This window comes from Nitratireductor sp. PBL-C9 (assembly GCF_050877045.1).
Lineage (GTDB): Bacteria > Pseudomonadota > Alphaproteobacteria > Rhizobiales > Rhizobiaceae > Nitratireductor > Nitratireductor aquimarinus.
In genome coordinates, this window is record NZ_JBPAXW010000012.1 from 106,279 (window position 1) to 121,998 (window position 15,720).

19 protein-coding genes and 1 tRNA gene are annotated in these 15,720 nt (G+C 55.9%); 7 read left to right on the forward strand and 13 right to left on the reverse strand.

Annotated features, from left to right (window positions below; translation table 11 throughout):
• The 5 genes from ACRTG1_RS22490 to ACRTG1_RS22510 form a co-directional block, all read right to left on the reverse strand.
• The gene (locus ACRTG1_RS22490) at positions 1 to 1,296 is read right to left on the reverse strand and encodes a Fic family protein (RefSeq protein ID WP_432517305.1); all 1,296 of its coding nucleotides are present in this window, start codon (positions 1,294 to 1,296) and stop codon (positions 1 to 3) included.
• A gap of 158 nt (positions 1,297 to 1,454) precedes the next feature.
• Positions 1,455 to 2,126, reverse strand: a complete 672-nt coding sequence (locus ACRTG1_RS22495) for an HNH endonuclease (RefSeq protein WP_432517307.1) — start codon at positions 2,124 to 2,126, stop codon at positions 1,455 to 1,457.
• Entirely contained in the window at positions 2,123 to 3,364 is a 1,242-nt protein-coding gene (locus ACRTG1_RS22500; protein ID WP_432517309.1) for an AAA family ATPase, read from the reverse strand. The genes ACRTG1_RS22495 and ACRTG1_RS22500 overlap by 4 nt, the downstream gene beginning before the upstream one ends.
• Positions 3,365 to 3,861: 497 nt before the next feature.
• Positions 3,862 to 3,951: transfer RNA gene (locus ACRTG1_RS22505), tRNA-Ser, on the reverse strand.
• 81 nt (positions 3,952 to 4,032) lie between these two features.
• A complete protein-coding gene (locus tag ACRTG1_RS22510; RefSeq protein ID WP_432517310.1) occupies positions 4,033 to 5,181 on the reverse strand; it encodes a tyrosine-type recombinase/integrase in 1,149 nt (382 codons plus the stop codon).
• 238 nt (positions 5,182 to 5,419) lie between these two features.
• On the opposite strand from ACRTG1_RS22510, the gene ACRTG1_RS22515 reads away from it, so the two are divergent.
• The 3 genes from ACRTG1_RS22515 (at position 5,420) to ACRTG1_RS22525 (ending at position 7,179) form a co-directional block, all read left to right on the forward strand.
• Positions 5,420 to 5,575 (forward strand): hypothetical protein, encoded by a 156-nt coding sequence (locus ACRTG1_RS22515; protein WP_432517312.1) that lies wholly within the window; start codon positions 5,420 to 5,422, stop codon positions 5,573 to 5,575.
• Between the two features lie 359 nt (positions 5,576 to 5,934).
• Positions 5,935 to 6,219 (forward strand): hypothetical protein, encoded by a 285-nt coding sequence (locus ACRTG1_RS22520; protein WP_432517313.1) that lies wholly within the window; start codon positions 5,935 to 5,937, stop codon positions 6,217 to 6,219.
• A 198-nt stretch (positions 6,220 to 6,417) separates the two neighbouring features.
• On the forward strand, positions 6,418 to 7,179 hold the full coding sequence (locus tag ACRTG1_RS22525; protein ID WP_432517314.1) for a DUF3800 domain-containing protein: 762 nt from the start codon (positions 6,418 to 6,420) through the stop codon (positions 7,177 to 7,179).
• Between the two features lie 239 nt (positions 7,180 to 7,418).
• Here the strand turns inward: ACRTG1_RS22525 and ACRTG1_RS22530 are convergent, their stop codons facing one another.
• Entirely contained in the window at positions 7,419 to 7,631 is a 213-nt protein-coding gene (locus ACRTG1_RS22530) for a hypothetical protein (RefSeq protein ID WP_432517315.1), read from the reverse strand.
• The gene (locus ACRTG1_RS22535) at positions 7,628 to 8,203 is read right to left on the reverse strand and encodes a hypothetical protein (protein ID WP_432517316.1); all 576 of its coding nucleotides are present in this window, start codon (positions 8,201 to 8,203) and stop codon (positions 7,628 to 7,630) included. Before ACRTG1_RS22535 ends, ACRTG1_RS22530 begins: the two co-directional genes overlap by 4 nt.
• A gap of 158 nt (positions 8,204 to 8,361) precedes the next feature.
• On the opposite strand from ACRTG1_RS22535, the gene ACRTG1_RS22540 reads away from it, so the two are divergent.
• Together ACRTG1_RS22540 and ACRTG1_RS22545 are read left to right on the forward strand one after the other, a co-directional pair.
• A complete protein-coding gene (locus ACRTG1_RS22540) occupies positions 8,362 to 8,748 on the forward strand; it encodes a thermonuclease family protein (protein ID WP_432517317.1) in 387 nt (128 codons plus the stop codon).
• Positions 8,749 to 9,447: 699 nt separating this feature from the next.
• Positions 9,448 to 9,804, forward strand: coding sequence for a hypothetical protein (locus tag ACRTG1_RS22545; RefSeq protein WP_432517319.1), 357 nt, complete (start codon positions 9,448 to 9,450; stop codon positions 9,802 to 9,804).
• Positions 9,805 to 9,948: 144 nt separating this feature from the next.
• On the opposite strand, the gene ACRTG1_RS22550 is transcribed toward ACRTG1_RS22545, so the two are convergent.
• Positions 9,949 to 10,284, reverse strand: coding sequence for a hypothetical protein (locus tag ACRTG1_RS22550; RefSeq protein ID WP_432517320.1), 336 nt, complete (start codon positions 10,282 to 10,284; stop codon positions 9,949 to 9,951).
• 21 nt (positions 10,285 to 10,305) lie between these two features.
• On the opposite strand from ACRTG1_RS22550, the gene ACRTG1_RS22555 reads away from it, so the two are divergent.
• Complete coding sequence (locus ACRTG1_RS22555) at positions 10,306 to 10,962, forward strand: SOS response-associated peptidase (protein ID WP_432517322.1); 657 nt, start codon at positions 10,306 to 10,308, stop codon at positions 10,960 to 10,962.
• Between the two features lie 38 nt (positions 10,963 to 11,000).
• Here the strand turns inward: ACRTG1_RS22555 and ACRTG1_RS22560 are convergent, their stop codons facing one another.
• Positions 11,001 to 11,180: a hypothetical protein gene (locus ACRTG1_RS22560; RefSeq protein WP_432517324.1), complete on the reverse strand. Its 180-nt coding sequence runs from the start codon at positions 11,178 to 11,180 to the stop codon at positions 11,001 to 11,003.
• Between the two features lie 346 nt (positions 11,181 to 11,526).
• Positions 11,527 to 12,198 carry a hypothetical protein gene (locus ACRTG1_RS22565; RefSeq protein ID WP_432517326.1) on the reverse strand — a complete coding sequence of 224 codons (672 nt, stop codon included), beginning with the start codon at positions 12,196 to 12,198 and terminating at the stop codon, positions 11,527 to 11,529.
• Positions 12,199 to 12,526: 328 nt separating this feature from the next.
• On the opposite strand from ACRTG1_RS22565, the gene ACRTG1_RS22570 reads away from it, so the two are divergent.
• A complete protein-coding gene (locus ACRTG1_RS22570) occupies positions 12,527 to 12,919 on the forward strand; it encodes a RidA family protein (RefSeq protein WP_432517327.1) in 393 nt (130 codons plus the stop codon).
• A 99-nt stretch (positions 12,920 to 13,018) separates the two neighbouring features.
• Here the strand turns inward: ACRTG1_RS22570 and ACRTG1_RS22575 are convergent, their stop codons facing one another.
• The 3 genes from ACRTG1_RS22575 to ACRTG1_RS22585 all read right to left on the reverse strand — a co-directional run bounded on the left by ACRTG1_RS22575 (position 13,019) and on the right by ACRTG1_RS22585 (position 14,593).
• Complete coding sequence (locus tag ACRTG1_RS22575) at positions 13,019 to 13,360, reverse strand: DUF1515 family protein (protein WP_113154799.1); 342 nt, start codon at positions 13,358 to 13,360, stop codon at positions 13,019 to 13,021.
• 163 nt (positions 13,361 to 13,523) lie between these two features.
• A complete protein-coding gene (locus tag ACRTG1_RS22580) occupies positions 13,524 to 13,793 on the reverse strand; it encodes a hypothetical protein (protein WP_432517328.1) in 270 nt (89 codons plus the stop codon).
• Positions 13,790 to 14,593, reverse strand: coding sequence for a hypothetical protein (locus ACRTG1_RS22585; RefSeq protein WP_432517330.1), 804 nt, complete (start codon positions 14,591 to 14,593; stop codon positions 13,790 to 13,792). The genes ACRTG1_RS22580 and ACRTG1_RS22585 overlap by 4 nt, the downstream gene beginning before the upstream one ends.
• Positions 14,594 to 15,720: the final 1,127 nt, after the last annotated feature.

Here is a 15,720-nt window from a genome sequence, read left to right on the forward strand (position 1 = left end):
TCAACGCGCCCCTTGGATGTGGCGCATCACCAATAGATCGAACACATCGTGGGTCCAGAGATCAGTGATTTCATGGCCGCGTCGCAGCACATAGAGAGCTCCGTCCAACTGCCATTTGAGCGGCAACGTTCCTGGTCGATGCAGCGCTACGGCCGGTCGCTCGACAGTGGCCGAGGCGTTTGGCTCAAGCCATAGGCCCGCAGTGCCCGCTACTTCGAACGTTCTGGGCTTAATGATTGCACCGCGCTGCTTTGCGGTTACCGTGAGCTGTGCGCCCGCGCGCGGTGCCGCAAGAAGGCCCGGGAAGGGCTGGCTAGCGGTAGCAAATAGAGCTTCTGACTGCTCAAGCGCCGTGTGCGAGCCGACATGAACCAGTAGGTAGTCACCAACAGCCCATACACGGTGAGCAAGCTCGTTAGCACCGAACAAGCGCTCCCTCATACTGGCATCCAACTGGCCGATGCGTCGAGTCACGATGGCGGCGATCTGTTTTTCTCCTGACCCCGACAAGGCTGGTAAATTAAGTAGTTGCCGTCTTAGAAGCGTGGCTAGCAGGTCTTTCAGCACGCTTAGATCCACCGTACCGCCGTTGTCGAAACTAAGGTCTGCGACGGTCAGCGCGTGGAAGTAGTCGTCGCGGCGCTCCTTCAACTGCTCTAGCAGAGTCGGAGAGCCCGGAAGTAGCATGTCAAGCTTGAGATTTAGGATAAGGTAGCTCAACGCGCGCGCAGTTCGGCCGTTGCCGTCGAGAAACGGATGAATCCAGTTCAGACGCCAGAGCGCATACGCGCTGAGAGTAAAGGCGTCATCCGTTTTCCAGCGGTCAGCGAGGTAGTCACAAAGCGCTGTAACGGCTTGGTCGAGGTTGGCAGGCGACGGTGGCTGATGTGAGCTTCCCTGAATCGCTACGGGAAAGGCGCGAAAGGTTCCGAAATAGGGGCTGGTTTCATCGCCGGTGGTGGCGTGAAGCTTTTTGATGAGCTCTGGAGTTATCTGTACGATTTCGCCAGTTAGGTGGCGCTCGACCAAAGCCGTTACAAGCTTGAACTGGCGCACAGCTCCGCTGACATCAAAGGGCACGTTCGGCAGCTCAGAGCCAACAGTGGTCGCTACGGTTCCAGGAGACGGCTCCAGAACGCGGGTTAACGCTATAGTGACGGTGCCGCGATGCAATGGCAAACCCTCAACAGCCGTATTGCCCACGATCAGACTCATCTCCTGCTCGCGGCGCTCCAGCCTGGTCATCGAGTGGCTGCTCGCACGGGCCAGCAGCGTTTCTAAAGAGAGTTCAGCCATAACTTCCTGATAAACCCGAATAGCGACTTATGGCCACGATTGCCCGTTGACGCACTGCCATGATTGAAACGCGCGCCATACCGATCATGCAGGCGCAGTGAAAATCCGCGCTCATGAAGAAAAGATTTAAAGGCGAGCTGCTGAAGATACGCGCAGAATCACACAGCCAAAACCGCAGGATCAAGTGCTCTCTCCATGTTTGCGACGAGGCACTTGGTCATCGCAGTGTATGGGGCTTTGGGACCCGCTTCACGTTCGATCAAATCTTGATAAAGCGCCTTTCTTACGGGAAGCGGAAGGGTGTCATCCAGAATCTGAGCGTATATCGCCATCACCTTCTCCAACTGGTCGTTTCGCATTTCCACGAGTTCCGCACGGTGCAAATCCAAAAGAATTCTTGTGGAGGTACCCTCAACGGTTCCACGCGAAAACACTAATCCACCTACGAAAATCAGATGTCCTTCCGGATCAGTCTGATAGGGATCGATTATATGTTCGAGAAGCGGGTCTTTGTTGCTCTTGTTCTGATTGCAGACCTCGCAGGCGAGTGTCAGGTTCTCCCATTCAAACGTCTTCGTCGGATCAAGAGACTTTGGATACATGTGTTCTACGTCGCCATGGTGAATGTGCTGTAGCTTGCTCTCGCAGTATGCGCATTTTCCAGCGGTCTCCTCGACGAGCACCTCCTTGATATCGGGATGCCGATAGCGGCCGAGCTCAGTCGGGGTCGGAACCAGGCCGGCGCTTTGCTTATCCACGACAGCCTTGGTCCACGCCGTCGCGTTGTCTTCAAGGCGTTTCGGTATCGGACGCTTCTCAAGCTTTATCATCGGCGTTGCGACATCCGACCCAAGGCGTCTGAATAGTAATCGCCTAACCCATTCTGCTCCAATCGAGCGCGGAGTTGGCTGATTGACTGTGCGTCCAGTGTGGTTATGTCGAAATCTTGAACGATCGATTCAATCTGGCTTTCTGCCCAAAGTGGTAACGTAACTGGTACACCGAGCACGCTCCGTAGAATCTCGCTTGCAGTTCCGGCCTTGTTCACGTTGTCCAGCTTCTCTGAGTAGACTGAACGACTGGGCGCTCCCATCTGCTCACTATCCGAGTAGCGAAGAACGTACACCGAGGAATCTCTGACCGACGACACCACAAAGGGACTGTGTGTCGCCACAACTAATTGGGCCTTTGGAAACGCCTCTAGTAGGTTCCCGATGATGACTCGTTGCATGGAAGGGTGAAGATGATTTTCAGGCTCGTCGATTACGCCAACAAAAGATGACTTTCCTCTCGAAAACAGGAACATTTGCCACGCCATGTCGATGAGCGCCATCAGCCCGCCGGATGAAGCATCGAGAACGAACTCTCCCGTCTTCGTGACGATCACGATATCTGGAATTCGGATGCTAATATCCGTAAATCCAATCGTATCTGGCAGCACTTTGGTGAGCATCGCCTTAAAGTCGTCGTAGGTTTTTTCTAGCTCGGAATTCCTTTGAACGTTCCTGTTTCCGGGGCCGAATGTAGCCATCGATATGATCGCCTCTTTGATCCGGTATATCGGGCTATACTGCGTATAGGCATTATTGTACTTGTTCATTACCTCTTGGCTGTAGGCCTGATACGCCTGCTCGACACCGATCGCATTTGTTGGGATGGAGGCGATTGCCTGATAGTTGCTCACCGGACGGTGGGAGTTAATGAAAAGTCCTTCAACGTGCTGTTGATTCTGAATTCCGACAGTATAGCTCACCTGCCCTGATTCGGGGACAACCAGGGGAGATTTGACATTGTTGGAATATGTAATGCTCCCCAGAACATTAAGATTTTCGGGCTGTGTTTTTTCCCGCGCGAATAGTCCAGTGAGATAGCTAAGAACTCCATTCTTAGCGATGGTAGGAGTGGCAATTAGGTTATAGCTGTAGCCGAAATGCTGAGAAAGAATTCTCAATAATGTGCTCTTTCCTGCACCATTTGCGCCCGCAAGGATGGTGAGCCGGGGATGGAAATCGATGTTGATGGAGTTGAATTGCCTCCATCCAGAAACTTTTAGATTCTTAAAATCCATGCCATTGCCCTCCCCCTGAGCAGACCATACCTGTTACTCATTGAGTTGCAACGCCATCGAGGCAGTGCATAGACACCTCGGCTGGATTACGTTCTCGTCAACGTTCTCGTCAACGTTCTGGGCCCCTCTTCTGTCCCGGCAGGCAGCTATACTGCGCTTGGCGATGGCACATGGAGTTTTCAGCCCATGGTGAGGCTTGACCGTGCCATGATTTCCGGCGTGGTCGTGAGGGGTGAGGCTGTCGCTTTTGACGTCACCTGGATCCAAAATCGGCTGTTGGCCTTGATCACACCAGACTGTAGCTGGTGGACGAACGGCAGGTTTTGAGCGCTCCGCAGTTCGGTCTGGAATGACTATCTTGGATGGTCGAAAGTTGCCGTTTGCTGGCTCTCATGATTTGTCGGGCTATGGCGTAGAATCGGCGGCTTTGCATGCCAGCTGGTGGGAGTGCGGTGATCGGCGGCAATATCGCGCCATAGAGGGTAATCGGCGGTGTTTGGCGGAGGGAGTGGGATTCGAACCCACGAGACGGTCACCCGCCTGCCGGTTTTCAAGACCGGTGCCTTCAACCGCTCGGCCATCCCTCCGGACATTGATATCGTTAGCTTTTTCGGGTTTTTGGCATCGCTCGACTAGCGCGTTGCTACCATTTTGCTACCGAATGTCTTTTACGGCTTCGCCTTTACCGCGCCTCGTATTGCGGCGTCAACCTGTTCCGCAGCATCCGCCTGCATTCCGGGCATTACGTGCGAATAGAGATCCAATGTGATGCCGATAGTTGAATGTCCCAGACGCTCACTTGCCACCTTCGGGTGAACTCCAGCCGCAAGCATCTGTGACGCATGGGTATGGCGGAGATCGTGGAAACGTATGCGCGGCAGCGAAGTCTTCTCGATCAATCTCACCCATTCATGTGTGATCGAACGCGGCTGCAAAGGCCTGCCGTCTACCTGCGAGACCACGAAGCTGCTTGCATTGGGCCGGAGCCCGAGACGAAGCAGTTCTTCTGCTTGACGTGCCCTATGCGCCTTCAGCTGTTCCGCAACGCCGACTGAGAGCGCAACCGTCCGGGTATTCCCGGATTTCGGCTCCTTGTATCTGACACCCTCTACGGTCTGCTCTGCGCTTTCGACAATCGAAATGATGCGGCTTTCGAGATCAACATTGCGCCATCGAAGGGCGGCAATCTCACCGCGGCGCAATCCGCACATGACTGCAAGCAGGACCGGTGCAAACATCCTCGTTGGGCGCATGGCTTCCAGCAGCTCTGCGGTTTGTTTCGCATCATAGGCCAGCATGGGCTTGCGCTCTACCTTCGGAGGCGTCGAGGCATGAGCCGGATTCTTCACCAGCCTATCCCACACAACAGCCTGATTGAGCGCCTTGATGAGCACACGTCGCATGTGATGGACCGTTCGAGGGGAAAGACCACCCTGCCCGTCCCTGCGCCCCTCTGAGAGCGCCTTCGAGAACGCCGCATCGATCCGATCTGTCTTCAGCTTTGCAAGAGTGACATCGCCCAACAGGGGAGCAACTCCCTTCCGAAGTATCTCGGTATAGCGCTCGTGGGTCTTTTGAGAGACTGAAGGCTTGATGAAGGTGAGCCATTCGTCAAGGAACTCCGCAACTGTCTGTTTGGTGGGTTCAACGTAGTTTCCAGCCTTCAGTGCCGTCACGAGCCGCGCACACTCCTCTTGCGCCTGCCGTTTGGTGCCGGAGAAGCTGTGCCACTTCCTTCGGCGCTTACCGGTCTCATCATAGAGATCGAGGACAATTGCCCACTTGCCGGGGCTTCGCTCGCGAATATGACCCTTCATTCAAATATCCTCACGGTCGAATGGCTCAACCCGATTGCAGCGCACTCACTGTCTGGGAATTCAACTGATTATCGCGCGAGTTAGGCTGCAAGTCTATCGGTTGATTCGGAGTGGGATAGGCGGTTGACAAGCACTAGAACTGTGTCGAATTCAGTTGGGCACGTGGCAAGGTTGCCGTTTCTAGATGAGAAGGCTTCACGCAATGGGACGAAGGCGTGTCTTCACAAAGGGCGAAATCATGGACGCAGCAAAGGCTGCAGCTGAAACCGGGCTGTACGTTCGCCTTCTTCCGGACGGCGTGATGGAATTCAGGCATGAGCCGGGGAAACGCGGCAAAACACCAGAAGAGTATCTGGACGAGTGGCGTCGGTCGCGTGCGGACTTTCGTCTCTAATCGCATGACAAACGAGGCTTCACCAGAGGCTGTCCGGAACACCTTTGCTTGCTCGGGCCAGGAGGGGAAATGGTTAGATTGAAATGGCTCGCAATGCTTGGCCTGCTCCTCTTGACTGCTTGCGACAGTAAACCGGAGCATTATTATGCGATGTGTGAAGGCCAAGATGGCAGTGGCTGGAGCCTGATAAATACAGAATACGAAGACGGATACCTTATTGCATGCACATACCAATCCCCTGATCGAGCACAAGTATATACCGCTCGCTGCGGGAAACACGGCTGTGACTAATTTTGCGGTGGGTTGAGCCTGCTCCGTAGCATAGGAACAGAGACACATAAGTGACGAGATGAACAGCCATGACTGACAAGCTTGCCGCACAACTCCTCGATGCAGCAAAGTCATTCAGCAGCATGTCGCCGGCTGAGATCCAGGCGCTTCTGCGGCGCGCTGCAATGCGCATCAACAACCGCCCCCTTCCCTCCAGATCCGCGATCTTGCTTCAAGAGGTGGCAGAAATGGCTGACGAATTTGCGGAAGAGCACGACATGACCCGTGATGAAGCCGTGAACGCCATTCTGATTGACTGGGGAGTAGCCGCCGGTCACCTTGAGATCGATGATCTTGACGATGAAGACGAATAGGCGGGGATGGCCGACGCATGAACTGGCTGATGCTATTTGTATGCGCAATTATCGGCACCGCCATGGTTTGGACGGTCAATGAAATTGTTGTGCTACTGGCTGCAGCTTAGACGAATAACGACAAATCAGACGCCTAGTTTATCTGGGCCGCGCGCGTGAAGCATATGCGCTCCGAGGTAGGGAGGGGAACCTGTCTGTATGGAAACGATAGAATTTGGAGATTACATCGTTTTTGTAGACGAAAGCGGCGACCACAATCTTGAAATTGTGAACCCAGAGTACCCCGTTTTTGTTTTAGCATTCTGTGTTTTTCACAAAGATGACTACATTAATATCGTCTGTCCGCGTATCCAGGGTTTTAAGTTAGCTTGGTTTGGTCACGATACATGCGTTCTGCATGAGCGCGAAATTCGCAAAGACCAACCGCCGTTCGATTTTCTCAAGAGCCGAGCAAAAAAAGAGGCCTTTCTCAATCAGCTAACTGCGATCATTAGTGACACGCCAATGACGATTATCCCGGCAGTAATTCACAAGGATCGCCTCAAGAAGCGGTATTCTGATCCTGATAATCCGTATCACCTAGCATTGCTATTTTGTATGGAGCGCCTTTCCAAGTTTTTGCTCGCACGGGGGCAGCACGACAGAACTGCACATGTCATCTTTGAGCAAAGAGGTGGTAAAGCTGGCGGCGGCGAGGAAGATCGAACTTTGGAGTTGGAATTCCGAAGGATTATGGACGGAAAACACTACCTCGCACGTCAAGGGTTTTCTGACATGGATATTGAGATTGTCCCAAAAGCCAGCAATTCAATAGGACTACAATTGGCTGACCTTGTCGCTCGACCCATTGGCATCCACTGCATGCGCCCCGATCAACCCAACCGTTCGTTCGAGATCATCAAGAGGAAATTCATGGGCAGCGAATTCTACCCTTTATCGGGGATGAAAGTCTTCCCTTGAAAGCGAAAGGCCCCGGACATGCCGAGGCCAGACGCCGAACGAGACTCCCCATTCCATTTGTCACCTATGTAGCACATATCGAGATCAATTACCACAAGAACGTAGCCCACCTTCCATTCCCAGTCCTGCCGAAAGGTGAGTGTCTAGGAAACAAGACGCAGTAATCCCTTGGGCCCGAATGCACGAGCCAAGGGACACTGCATTGCGTCGACAATCTGGACCGACGCTTCACCACGGGATCAGTGTCGTCGAAGACGTGAGCGGCGAGCCCTTTCGGCTAGGATGAAGTGTAGAGCAGCCTTGTCCGCGATTCCGTCCTCAGCCGCGTCATGCTCCCGGTCATTCTGCTCTTCCACGACCTCAAGCTCAAAATCCGGATCGCCATCGATCTCGTCTAATAGGTCGATAAGACGGTCGATGGCATCTTCAATTCGCCGTCGCGCGATCGTCATTCGTCGCACCACTCAACGACCAGTCGCCCACCCAGAGCCTTGACCGCACGTTCGATATGCGTATGGGCCACTCTTTGGCTCCCCGAAGCCTGCTGGAAAATTTTTCGACTGCCGAGAGAACGGTCAAGATCAGAGAGTGTCATGTGTAGCTCGAACGCCCTTTGACGGACGGCGTTCACCAGGAGATTGGTTGAGGGCTTTGGAGGCTTTCGAGCGAGCGAGATTCCGGCATAAGCCATGCGTCCGGCAATCTGATTAAGTGACATCCCCATTTCAGAGGCGATGGCCCTTCGGCTTTCACCAGCGGCGGCCAGCTTACGAAGCTTCATGTCCTCAGCAGCAGTCCAGACATGCCGTGAGGTTGTAAGATTGCACTTTCCTGCAAATGCGCGAATTGCACGTCTGCTTCTATGTGGTAGGCACTTCTCGATTGTTTCGATATCTGGCCAGTGCGATACGATGACTTCGTGTTCCTTCATCGTCCAGTCACTGTTTCGGCGTCTGACAGAGCGAATACGCTGAGGGCCTACCGGTTCAATAGGCTGATGCATAGGCTCTTGAGTAAGATACATTGGATGCTCCTTTGATCACTGAAGCCCGCCCGAGCATCACGGCATTACCTTTATCGACCGATTTCAATGTGTGATTGAATTAAACCCCGAAACCCACGATTTTCACTTGCCGCGTTTGTGGAACAGAATGATATCGCTGAGTGCATCTGGGTAGAACTATGGGGGTAACTTTGATCACCATCGCAACCAGCGTGGTTTTGACATGCCTGTCGCTATCCGCAGTCGATGGTGACACCATCAAGTGCAATGGACAGAACATGCGCATCATGGGACCAGGCGCGCCGTTCAAGTCCGGGATCGACACTCCAGAGATCCGCAACGCGAAATGCCCGAAGGAGAAGCTTCTCGGCAAACAGGCCAAACTGCGGTTGGCCGAGCTTCTGCGGGAGGACGTGAAGATCGAGGACAGCGGCGAGCGTGACCGCTGGAAGCGGCCACTTGTGTGGGTGCGGATGCCAAACGGGAAGACTGCGGGGGAAATCCTCATGGCGGATGGCTATGCCGTTCGCTGGAAGCCGGGGTACAGGTCCGCATGGTGCGAGTAGAAAACGCGCTCGCTGAGCTTCGAGACATCGTTTCTGGACGCTCACAAGCGGATGAGGTCAGGTGCCGGCGTCTATTGCTGCGCGCCACCAGTGCTATCCCAGACCTAAACCTTGCGGCCACACTGAGCGACCGCGCAGGCCTCATGATAGTGACGCTCGATATGGTCGAGGCTCTTGGCGATGATCGCGCGCATCACGTTGAGATGATCATGGACACGCTGAACGAGATCGAGCGCGCGAGCCGGCCACAGTAGCCTGCGGTGCACGATCCCAGAACCGCTTCCGATCCCCTTTCCCTCGATCTCGCTTCGGATCGAACGGAATGCCGTCAAACTCGGCGGCAAATAGCTCCGCGTGCTCCTTCTCGGAAAAGCAGAAGATGATGAAGTAGCCGCCTCTCGGCTCTGCCCACTGCGCGTAGACGGATTGCGTCCGGCGATGGATCGACAGACCTCTGCAGAAGCCGTGAACGACATCGTAGTTGGCTCCCATTACCCGATCCTCCGGGAGCGCCACCTGGTGCGGATGCGCGCGGTCAATCTGAGCCCCGGTGGGCTCTCCTTTGCGACGTGACATCGTCTGCTCCTTCTCGATTTCACACGTCACGTCGCCGCATGCGTAACGTGAACAAATGTGGAACAAACTCTGGACTCGTCAAGGGCGATTGGATTACGATCTGCGCTTCTGATGGAGAAAAGAATGACCACCTACACCGTCTTCAACTTGGAAGATGACGACGGGCTCGAGGACGAATCGGCCCTGTCCATAGAGCAAGCCGTGGAGCGCCTTATCGAGCGCTCCGGCTGCACCTATCGCTTTGAGCGCATCGATGGCGTCATGCAGATCTGCGTGGAGCCGTGGCGCTGGTTTGGAAAGCCTGATGGCCTCTCCTCGCTTCTGCCGGACGACGAGGCAGCCAAGCAGGAAATCCTTGAGCGCTTTGCCACCGGCAAGGCCGATCTGCCCTCCACCTGGTGCATCGAGCCAGATGAGAAACACGCCGCCGAGGTGAGGAAGAATAACGTTCTGGGAGATGGTGCATGGACCGTGCAGTGAAACCACAGACGGAACCTGATCCCTATGAGCCAGCGGCCGAGGCGATCATAGAGGCCTGCGGCGGCGATCCTCGCGAGGCAGTTATCGCGCTCTTGGGCGAGCGGGATTACCTCGCCGGGCGCGTGGAAGCGCTGGAGCGATCTGTCAGTTGGGGATTCGTGCGCGCTGGGGCGGCGCGCTGATGAAGGAAACAACGGTGCGGCACATGTTTTGCGGAGCCGCCATATGCGCCAATTCAAACCACTCCACCTGTCCGAGGTGGTTTTCTTCACACGCGACGGCCAGATCCGACTGAAGGACATTCAGCCCTACTATGTTCTGGGCGCCATATGCCGGCACTGCAGATCGATAGCCGAGCTGGACCGCCGCGCGCTTGAGCGGCGCTACGGCCGGGACGCAACAGCGATCGATCTGGAGCAACGCCTGCGCTGCAGGAGTTGCCAAAACGCCCGTGGCAATACCATCATGGTCATAAATCAATGGCCGAGGTGATCCCGACCAATGTGCAATCTCTACAACATGACGACGACGCGCCAGGCAATCCGCGACTTCATCAAGACGACGCGGGAATACGCTTTCAATGAGCCGTCACTGCAGGTCTATCCGAACCGCTATGCGCCGATCACTCGCGTGGGAGAGGATGGAGAGCGGGAAATGGTGCGCGCCCGCTGGGGCATGCCGACGCCGCCCATGTTCATCAAGGGAAAGCACGACAGCGGCGTCACGAACATCCGCAACACCTCATCGGCCCACTGGCGCAAATGGCTTTCACCGGAAAGCCGCTGCCTTGTGCCGGTCACGAGCTTTGCCGAGCCCGACCCTGCCAGCAAGCATGAAGGCGACAAGCGCACACCGAACGCATGGTTCGCATTGAATGAGGATCGGCCACTGTTCGTCTTCGCCGGCCTCTGGACACCATGGCACGGCAAGCGCATGGCACGCGAGGAATCAGCCGACCATGAGGTCTATGGCTTCCTGACCACAGAGCCCAACAGCGTTGTCGAACCTGTTCACAAGAAGGCGATGCCGGTCATCCTGACCACCGAGGACGAAATGACCGCATGGCTCACAGAGCCATGGGAGGAAGCAAAGAAGCTTCAACGTCCCCTGCCCGACGACAAGCTCATGATCGTGGAAGCGCCGGAGGTTCCCGATTGAAACGCTTCTCGGATCGAAGAAACGTCTGACCAATCACGTCAAATCTCAGCGTCCGGATCGGTTCCTTCCGAGCCAGCGCCATCTGCTCCAACACCTGTCTTGGCTCGCCCCGGCAAATCGAGCGGACGAAAAAACAACAGCGCCAAAAACACCAACAGACATACAACGAGAGCAAACGGAACCGCGAACCCTCTCCAGTTCTGAAGAAATTCAATCATGTCTCCCCCAAGCAGACACGGTTCAAGGAGGAGCAGAGGCCCAGCTACCGTTTAGATGAATCCCAAACGGATGTGCACGGTAGAAAAAAGAAACATCTCAGAAACAAAACCTCGAAATTCTTTGATGCGGGTCCCCACCCATAAAGCCGAGGTTCCCTAGCGTAATTTCGCCATCTCGCCATTAACATGGATCAAGTGCGCACAATTATATGCGCGTCATCTGAATAGATCGCAACGGCCCCGCCAGCCGGCGCTGGCGAGGTGCCCCTTGTCGGTAGATTTAGCAGATGTGAGCAAAGTTCGGAGCGGCCCTGATTAAGTGGCCACTCACGGTTACGCAATATTGTCAGCGGGCCGCTGTCTGGCGCAGAAGCTTGCACAATTGCACCAAGTCGTAGTCCCAAGCTGCTGGATTCCGCAAAATGCTCACGCAGCGCTTGCGGTAGACTGCGATCTGCTGATCACTCAGACCACTGATGGCCCTGCTACCCGGCACTTTGCTGCCGCCATTACCGTCGCCGATGATACCCCCACCGCTGCCGGGACCACCTGTGCCGGGACCGCCGCTCCCACCCAGGCCAAGATTGATATCGGCTCCAATGCCGCCGCTTCCGACATTTGCATTCACGCCAGCGTTCAATCCGTTGCTCCCACCAATAGATGCCGTAGTGCTGGAACCAAACAGGCTGCCACCACCACCGCCAACAGTAGTGCGGCTGCTGGCGCTCACAGCACTACCGACATTGGCGTCCGCATTCACGTCAGCCAAGCTGTCGCCACCAACCGAGGCACCAACATCCGCCGAAGCCGCCCCGAGGTCTGCGCCGACATCGGCCGAGAGGCCGTTATCAGTGCCGACGGATGCGGAAACACCGCCTACGCCAACGCTGACACCTCCGCTGTCGTTGCCACCGATGCTGACACCACCAAGATCAATGGCCGCCGCTGGAAATACGAGACTGAGCACGATAACTCCGCCTGCCATTCCGGAGAGAATTTCCCTATGCAATGTCCTCATAGCTTCCTCCTGATACTGGTCGCAGTATTTATCGACAAGGAGGATGATAGGGCAATTTTTGATTATATAATACCTAATATGATGTATTCGGTAATATCCACCTAAAACCCACTGCCAATTAAAGTCAAATTATAACAATTCTAGAAACTCATGATCTTATATTATCTCCACATTTTTCTACCATAGCGCGACTAAAATCCTCTTTATGAAACACCCAAGCATTCGGAATTTCAGCACTTGCATTGAACCCGCTGACTCCCCAGTGGCCTTGACCTCAAGTCGACTTGAGCTTCTACAGCAGAGGCTCTTCAATAAGAGGAGGCCTACAATGCGGATTCGCAAACTCAATCCTTGGACCTACCCCGAAGGCATGGATCAAGGCGTCATGATCAGCGACTTCAGTCGTCTGGTCTTTGTATCTGGACAATGCGCTGTGGACGCCGATGGCAATACACTCCACCCCGGCGACATGGCCGGGCAAGTACAGGCAGCGCTTAACAACGTCGAGACAGTTCTGGCCGAAGCGGGCCTGTCGCTGAGCCATGTCGTGCGGATAAATACCTATGTTACGGACATGGAAGCGTTTCTCGAACATGCCGCAGGCCCCATGTCGGAGCGACTGGCTCAGCATAATGTCAGCCCACCCGGTGTACTGGCCGGCATCGTGGAACTTGGCAGGAAAGATCTGCTGATTGAACTCGAAGCATTCGCTGCTGCATAGACGCGAAAAGCTGCGAGAGTTCGCGCCCGTTGTTCCGAAGCGGCAACTTCGGAACACCCCACAATCCGAAGGCCACAATGAGTGGCAGTAAAATGCGGATCAGGGAGGCGGGCGACCGGTCAGCCAGGTGTAGATACCGACCAGCCAGCCGGCGAACCCAACAATGCCGATGCCAAGACGGATCAACCAACGGCCCGCAGTGCCCGCACCCTGAGCTTGGGACCTCAACCTGACGACATCATCGGTGACAGACTGCATCTGATCGACCTTGGCCTTTGTCGTCTCCGCCTCACCTTCGAGATGCGACAACCGGTTGCTGACTTCATCCAACCGACGATGCACGACGGCGCGGCTGTCATCCGCGCGCATCAAGCGGTCATCAATGCCTTTCAACTCTCCGAGGATTTGACCAAGGGTCCGCTCAACACTCGCTTCTGACATGCGGCACTATTCCTGCGTCTCTCGCCCATGGCGGGCGCATTCTGTTGGAGACCAGATGCCACCGCCACAAAGGCCGGCTGCCGTCTCGTCAATTTTTTGCTGATCGTCTGCAGTCGCGCCGCGCGCGCCGATCAATGATGTGCCGACCACATTGCGCAGGCCATCACTCGTCACAGGCACCGGTTTCGAAGTCGAACAACCCGCCACGCTCAGCGCAGCGGCGATAGCGAGCACGCCAGTCTTCAGCCGCATTGCCTGCATCCTCATTCTGTTGGTTGATCCATTGGGCGAATGCCGCCTGTTCGGCCATGCGGCCCCGCTGGTGGCCGTAGAGGTAAATCCCGCCAGCGATGACGGAGACAGCCAGAATTGCAGCCAGCGCCTTCCCCAGCGGCGAGAGCAGGGCTTTGGAGATCATGCCGAGCCAGGTCACGCCCCGCGCTCCATTTCGGCCTTCATCGAGCGATACACCTTCGCGATGTCGTGCCGCCGCTTGATCGCATAGACCGCGAACCCGGCCACGATTAGGACGATGGCAAGCTGCACCCGCCAGTCATCGAAAACGGCCAGCACCGGGACGATGATCGAGGTGATAGCCCACTGCCAGACCGTCTTCGATTTGGTCAGTGGCTTGTCGAGGTGTTCAGGGTCTTTCACCACAGGCTTCTCGACAACAGGCAACTGACCTTTGACAACGACCTTCACCCGGTCGAGCACCGCTTCGACCTTCTCAGGCGAGACCAGCGAGTTGTTGAGGCCATCGCCGACATAATAGCTTTCTCCCCTGCGTACATGTCGCTTCGCGCCGCGCGTGGCATCCAGCACAGGAAAAGACGCCCATTCGCCAGCGAGCCGCCGGCCGAACTCGGTGCGACTGATCTCACCGTTGATGAACTGATGATAACCGCGGCGGATCAGGAGATGATAGGCAAGCCGGTCCTGAAGGTCGCCGTCAAACACCTGCGATCCGCGCAGCCCCAGCTCCTCTTTGAGCCCCATCAGCGTCTTGCGGATGAACTGCGGCGCGCCGGCGGCCGAGGAACCATGATGACGCGACCAGGTGCGCTGCGCGGCAATCACCTCGTCAACGGTCATGCGCGTGAGCGGCTTCGGCAAGCGATCCTGCCGGTGTGCGTAGATCACTTCATAGCATTCGGGCGGGCGGCGGCTGGTTTCCGTCTCATAGACGAACGCAAGCAGCAGCGCCGCGCCTGCAGGCACGGTGCGGTCCATCGGATTTCCCTCTTCGGATATCAGTGATAGTGTGGAGTTACCCTTCCCGGGGTCGGCTACCTGTCGGCGAAACCTCGGACCGGTTTACGCCTGCTGGCAGGTAGTCACTGCGCCTCTGCCGGCGACGACCTCCACCCATTCGAGCTGGCAGAGGCTTTTCTTTGTTGGGCATCGCCCTATTTACTCTTGTGCTGGCGGGATATCCGCTCATCCCCTGACCGGAGACAGCACGAACTACCCTCGCAAGTCCCCGCCAGCGCCTGCAGAATTTCTGTCCATGCCGTTGGTTCTGATCGCAGATTCTGGCGACCCTACCGCGCCATTGCGCCGAGAAAACTCCGGTGGGGCTTCTCGACCGCAACAGTCATTGATAAGCATACCCAGACCTCTGAGAGGTCACCGCCGCTCCCTGCAGGCAAGCGCTTCCCAACGTCAGCCTGCAGGGGGATTTCCACATTTGGGTGATTGAATTACGCTATCCGTGCTGGCGGGCGCGTAGAACGCCCCACGTTCAGAGCAAAAAGCCTTCCCCAATCCGAGGTTTGCCCGCCAGCACCGCTGATGGGCTGCCGGTGTTTACCAACCTGCAACGATTTGAGCTGAGACTGGCTTCGCCAGCGCGCGTAATGTTCGGGCATAAAGCCCACCCGCTTAACCCTAACAAGCCCCGCGCGCTGGCATGTTCTTCCCGAAACGATCTTGCCGCCTACCGCCACGGAAACCACTCGTTCAGACTTCGCCGGTAAATTGGTTCAGCTGGCGGGTCGAAGAATCTGGGGCTCTTCTGAGAGATAGGCGGGGGCTTAAACCTATCCACCTGCCAGCGCCTTTCACACCTTTCTAAAGGTATGCTAAAGCACCATTCAATCGATCAGGCTTAGGACATACCTTCCGGTCGCCAACTCACACACGACTCCCGGTAGTCGATGGTGAGCAAGCATCCAGCATGTTACAGCCTCCTCTGCCCCGCCGAATGGAGCCCCAACTCATCAAGCGTTCGGCGGGGGTTTTTCGCGGATAGGTCATATCCTAGCCCGTGTCGGCGATCACAACACAACGACATCACGCGATCACACCAGTACCTCGCACGGTTCAGGCTGCTACCCTGAATTGCCGACGAGCGAATT

What these genes read in the sequence shown, in the direction of transcription:
- ACRTG1_RS22490 (WP_432517305.1), bottom strand. Translation starts at nt 1,296, where the DNA reads ATGGCTGAACTCTCTTTAGAAACGCTGCTGGCCCGTGCGAGCAGCCAC.
- ACRTG1_RS22495 (WP_432517307.1), bottom strand. Translation starts at nt 2,126, where the DNA reads ATGATAAAGCTTGAGAAGCGTCCGATACCGAAACGCCTTGAAGACAAC.
- ACRTG1_RS22500 (WP_432517309.1), bottom strand. Translation starts at nt 3,364, where the DNA reads ATGGATTTTAAGAATCTAAAAGTTTCTGGATGGAGGCAATTCAACTCC.
- ACRTG1_RS22510 (WP_432517310.1), bottom strand. Translation starts at nt 5,181, where the DNA reads ATGAAGGGTCATATTCGCGAGCGAAGCCCCGGCAAGTGGGCAATTGTC.
- ACRTG1_RS22515 (WP_432517312.1), top strand. Translation starts at nt 5,420, where the DNA reads ATGGACGCAGCAAAGGCTGCAGCTGAAACCGGGCTGTACGTTCGCCTT.
- ACRTG1_RS22520 (WP_432517313.1), top strand. Translation starts at nt 5,935, where the DNA reads ATGACTGACAAGCTTGCCGCACAACTCCTCGATGCAGCAAAGTCATTC.
- ACRTG1_RS22525 (WP_432517314.1), top strand. Translation starts at nt 6,418, where the DNA reads ATGGAAACGATAGAATTTGGAGATTACATCGTTTTTGTAGACGAAAGC.
- ACRTG1_RS22530 (WP_432517315.1), bottom strand. Translation starts at nt 7,631, where the DNA reads ATGACGATCGCGCGACGGCGAATTGAAGATGCCATCGACCGTCTTATC.
- ACRTG1_RS22535 (WP_432517316.1), bottom strand. Translation starts at nt 8,203, where the DNA reads ATGTATCTTACTCAAGAGCCTATGCATCAGCCTATTGAACCGGTAGGC.
- ACRTG1_RS22540 (WP_432517317.1), top strand. Translation starts at nt 8,362, where the DNA reads ATGGGGGTAACTTTGATCACCATCGCAACCAGCGTGGTTTTGACATGC.
- ACRTG1_RS22545 (WP_432517319.1), top strand. Translation starts at nt 9,448, where the DNA reads ATGACCACCTACACCGTCTTCAACTTGGAAGATGACGACGGGCTCGAG.
- ACRTG1_RS22555 (WP_432517322.1), top strand. Translation starts at nt 10,306, where the DNA reads ATGTGCAATCTCTACAACATGACGACGACGCGCCAGGCAATCCGCGAC.
- ACRTG1_RS22560 (WP_432517324.1), bottom strand. Translation starts at nt 11,180, where the DNA reads ATGATTGAATTTCTTCAGAACTGGAGAGGGTTCGCGGTTCCGTTTGCT.
- ACRTG1_RS22565 (WP_432517326.1), bottom strand. Translation starts at nt 12,198, where the DNA reads ATGAGGACATTGCATAGGGAAATTCTCTCCGGAATGGCAGGCGGAGTT.
- ACRTG1_RS22570 (WP_432517327.1), top strand. Translation starts at nt 12,527, where the DNA reads ATGCGGATTCGCAAACTCAATCCTTGGACCTACCCCGAAGGCATGGAT.
- ACRTG1_RS22575 (WP_113154799.1), bottom strand. Translation starts at nt 13,360, where the DNA reads ATGTCAGAAGCGAGTGTTGAGCGGACCCTTGGTCAAATCCTCGGAGAG.
- ACRTG1_RS22585 (WP_432517330.1), bottom strand. Translation starts at nt 14,593, where the DNA reads ATGGACCGCACCGTGCCTGCAGGCGCGGCGCTGCTGCTTGCGTTCGTC.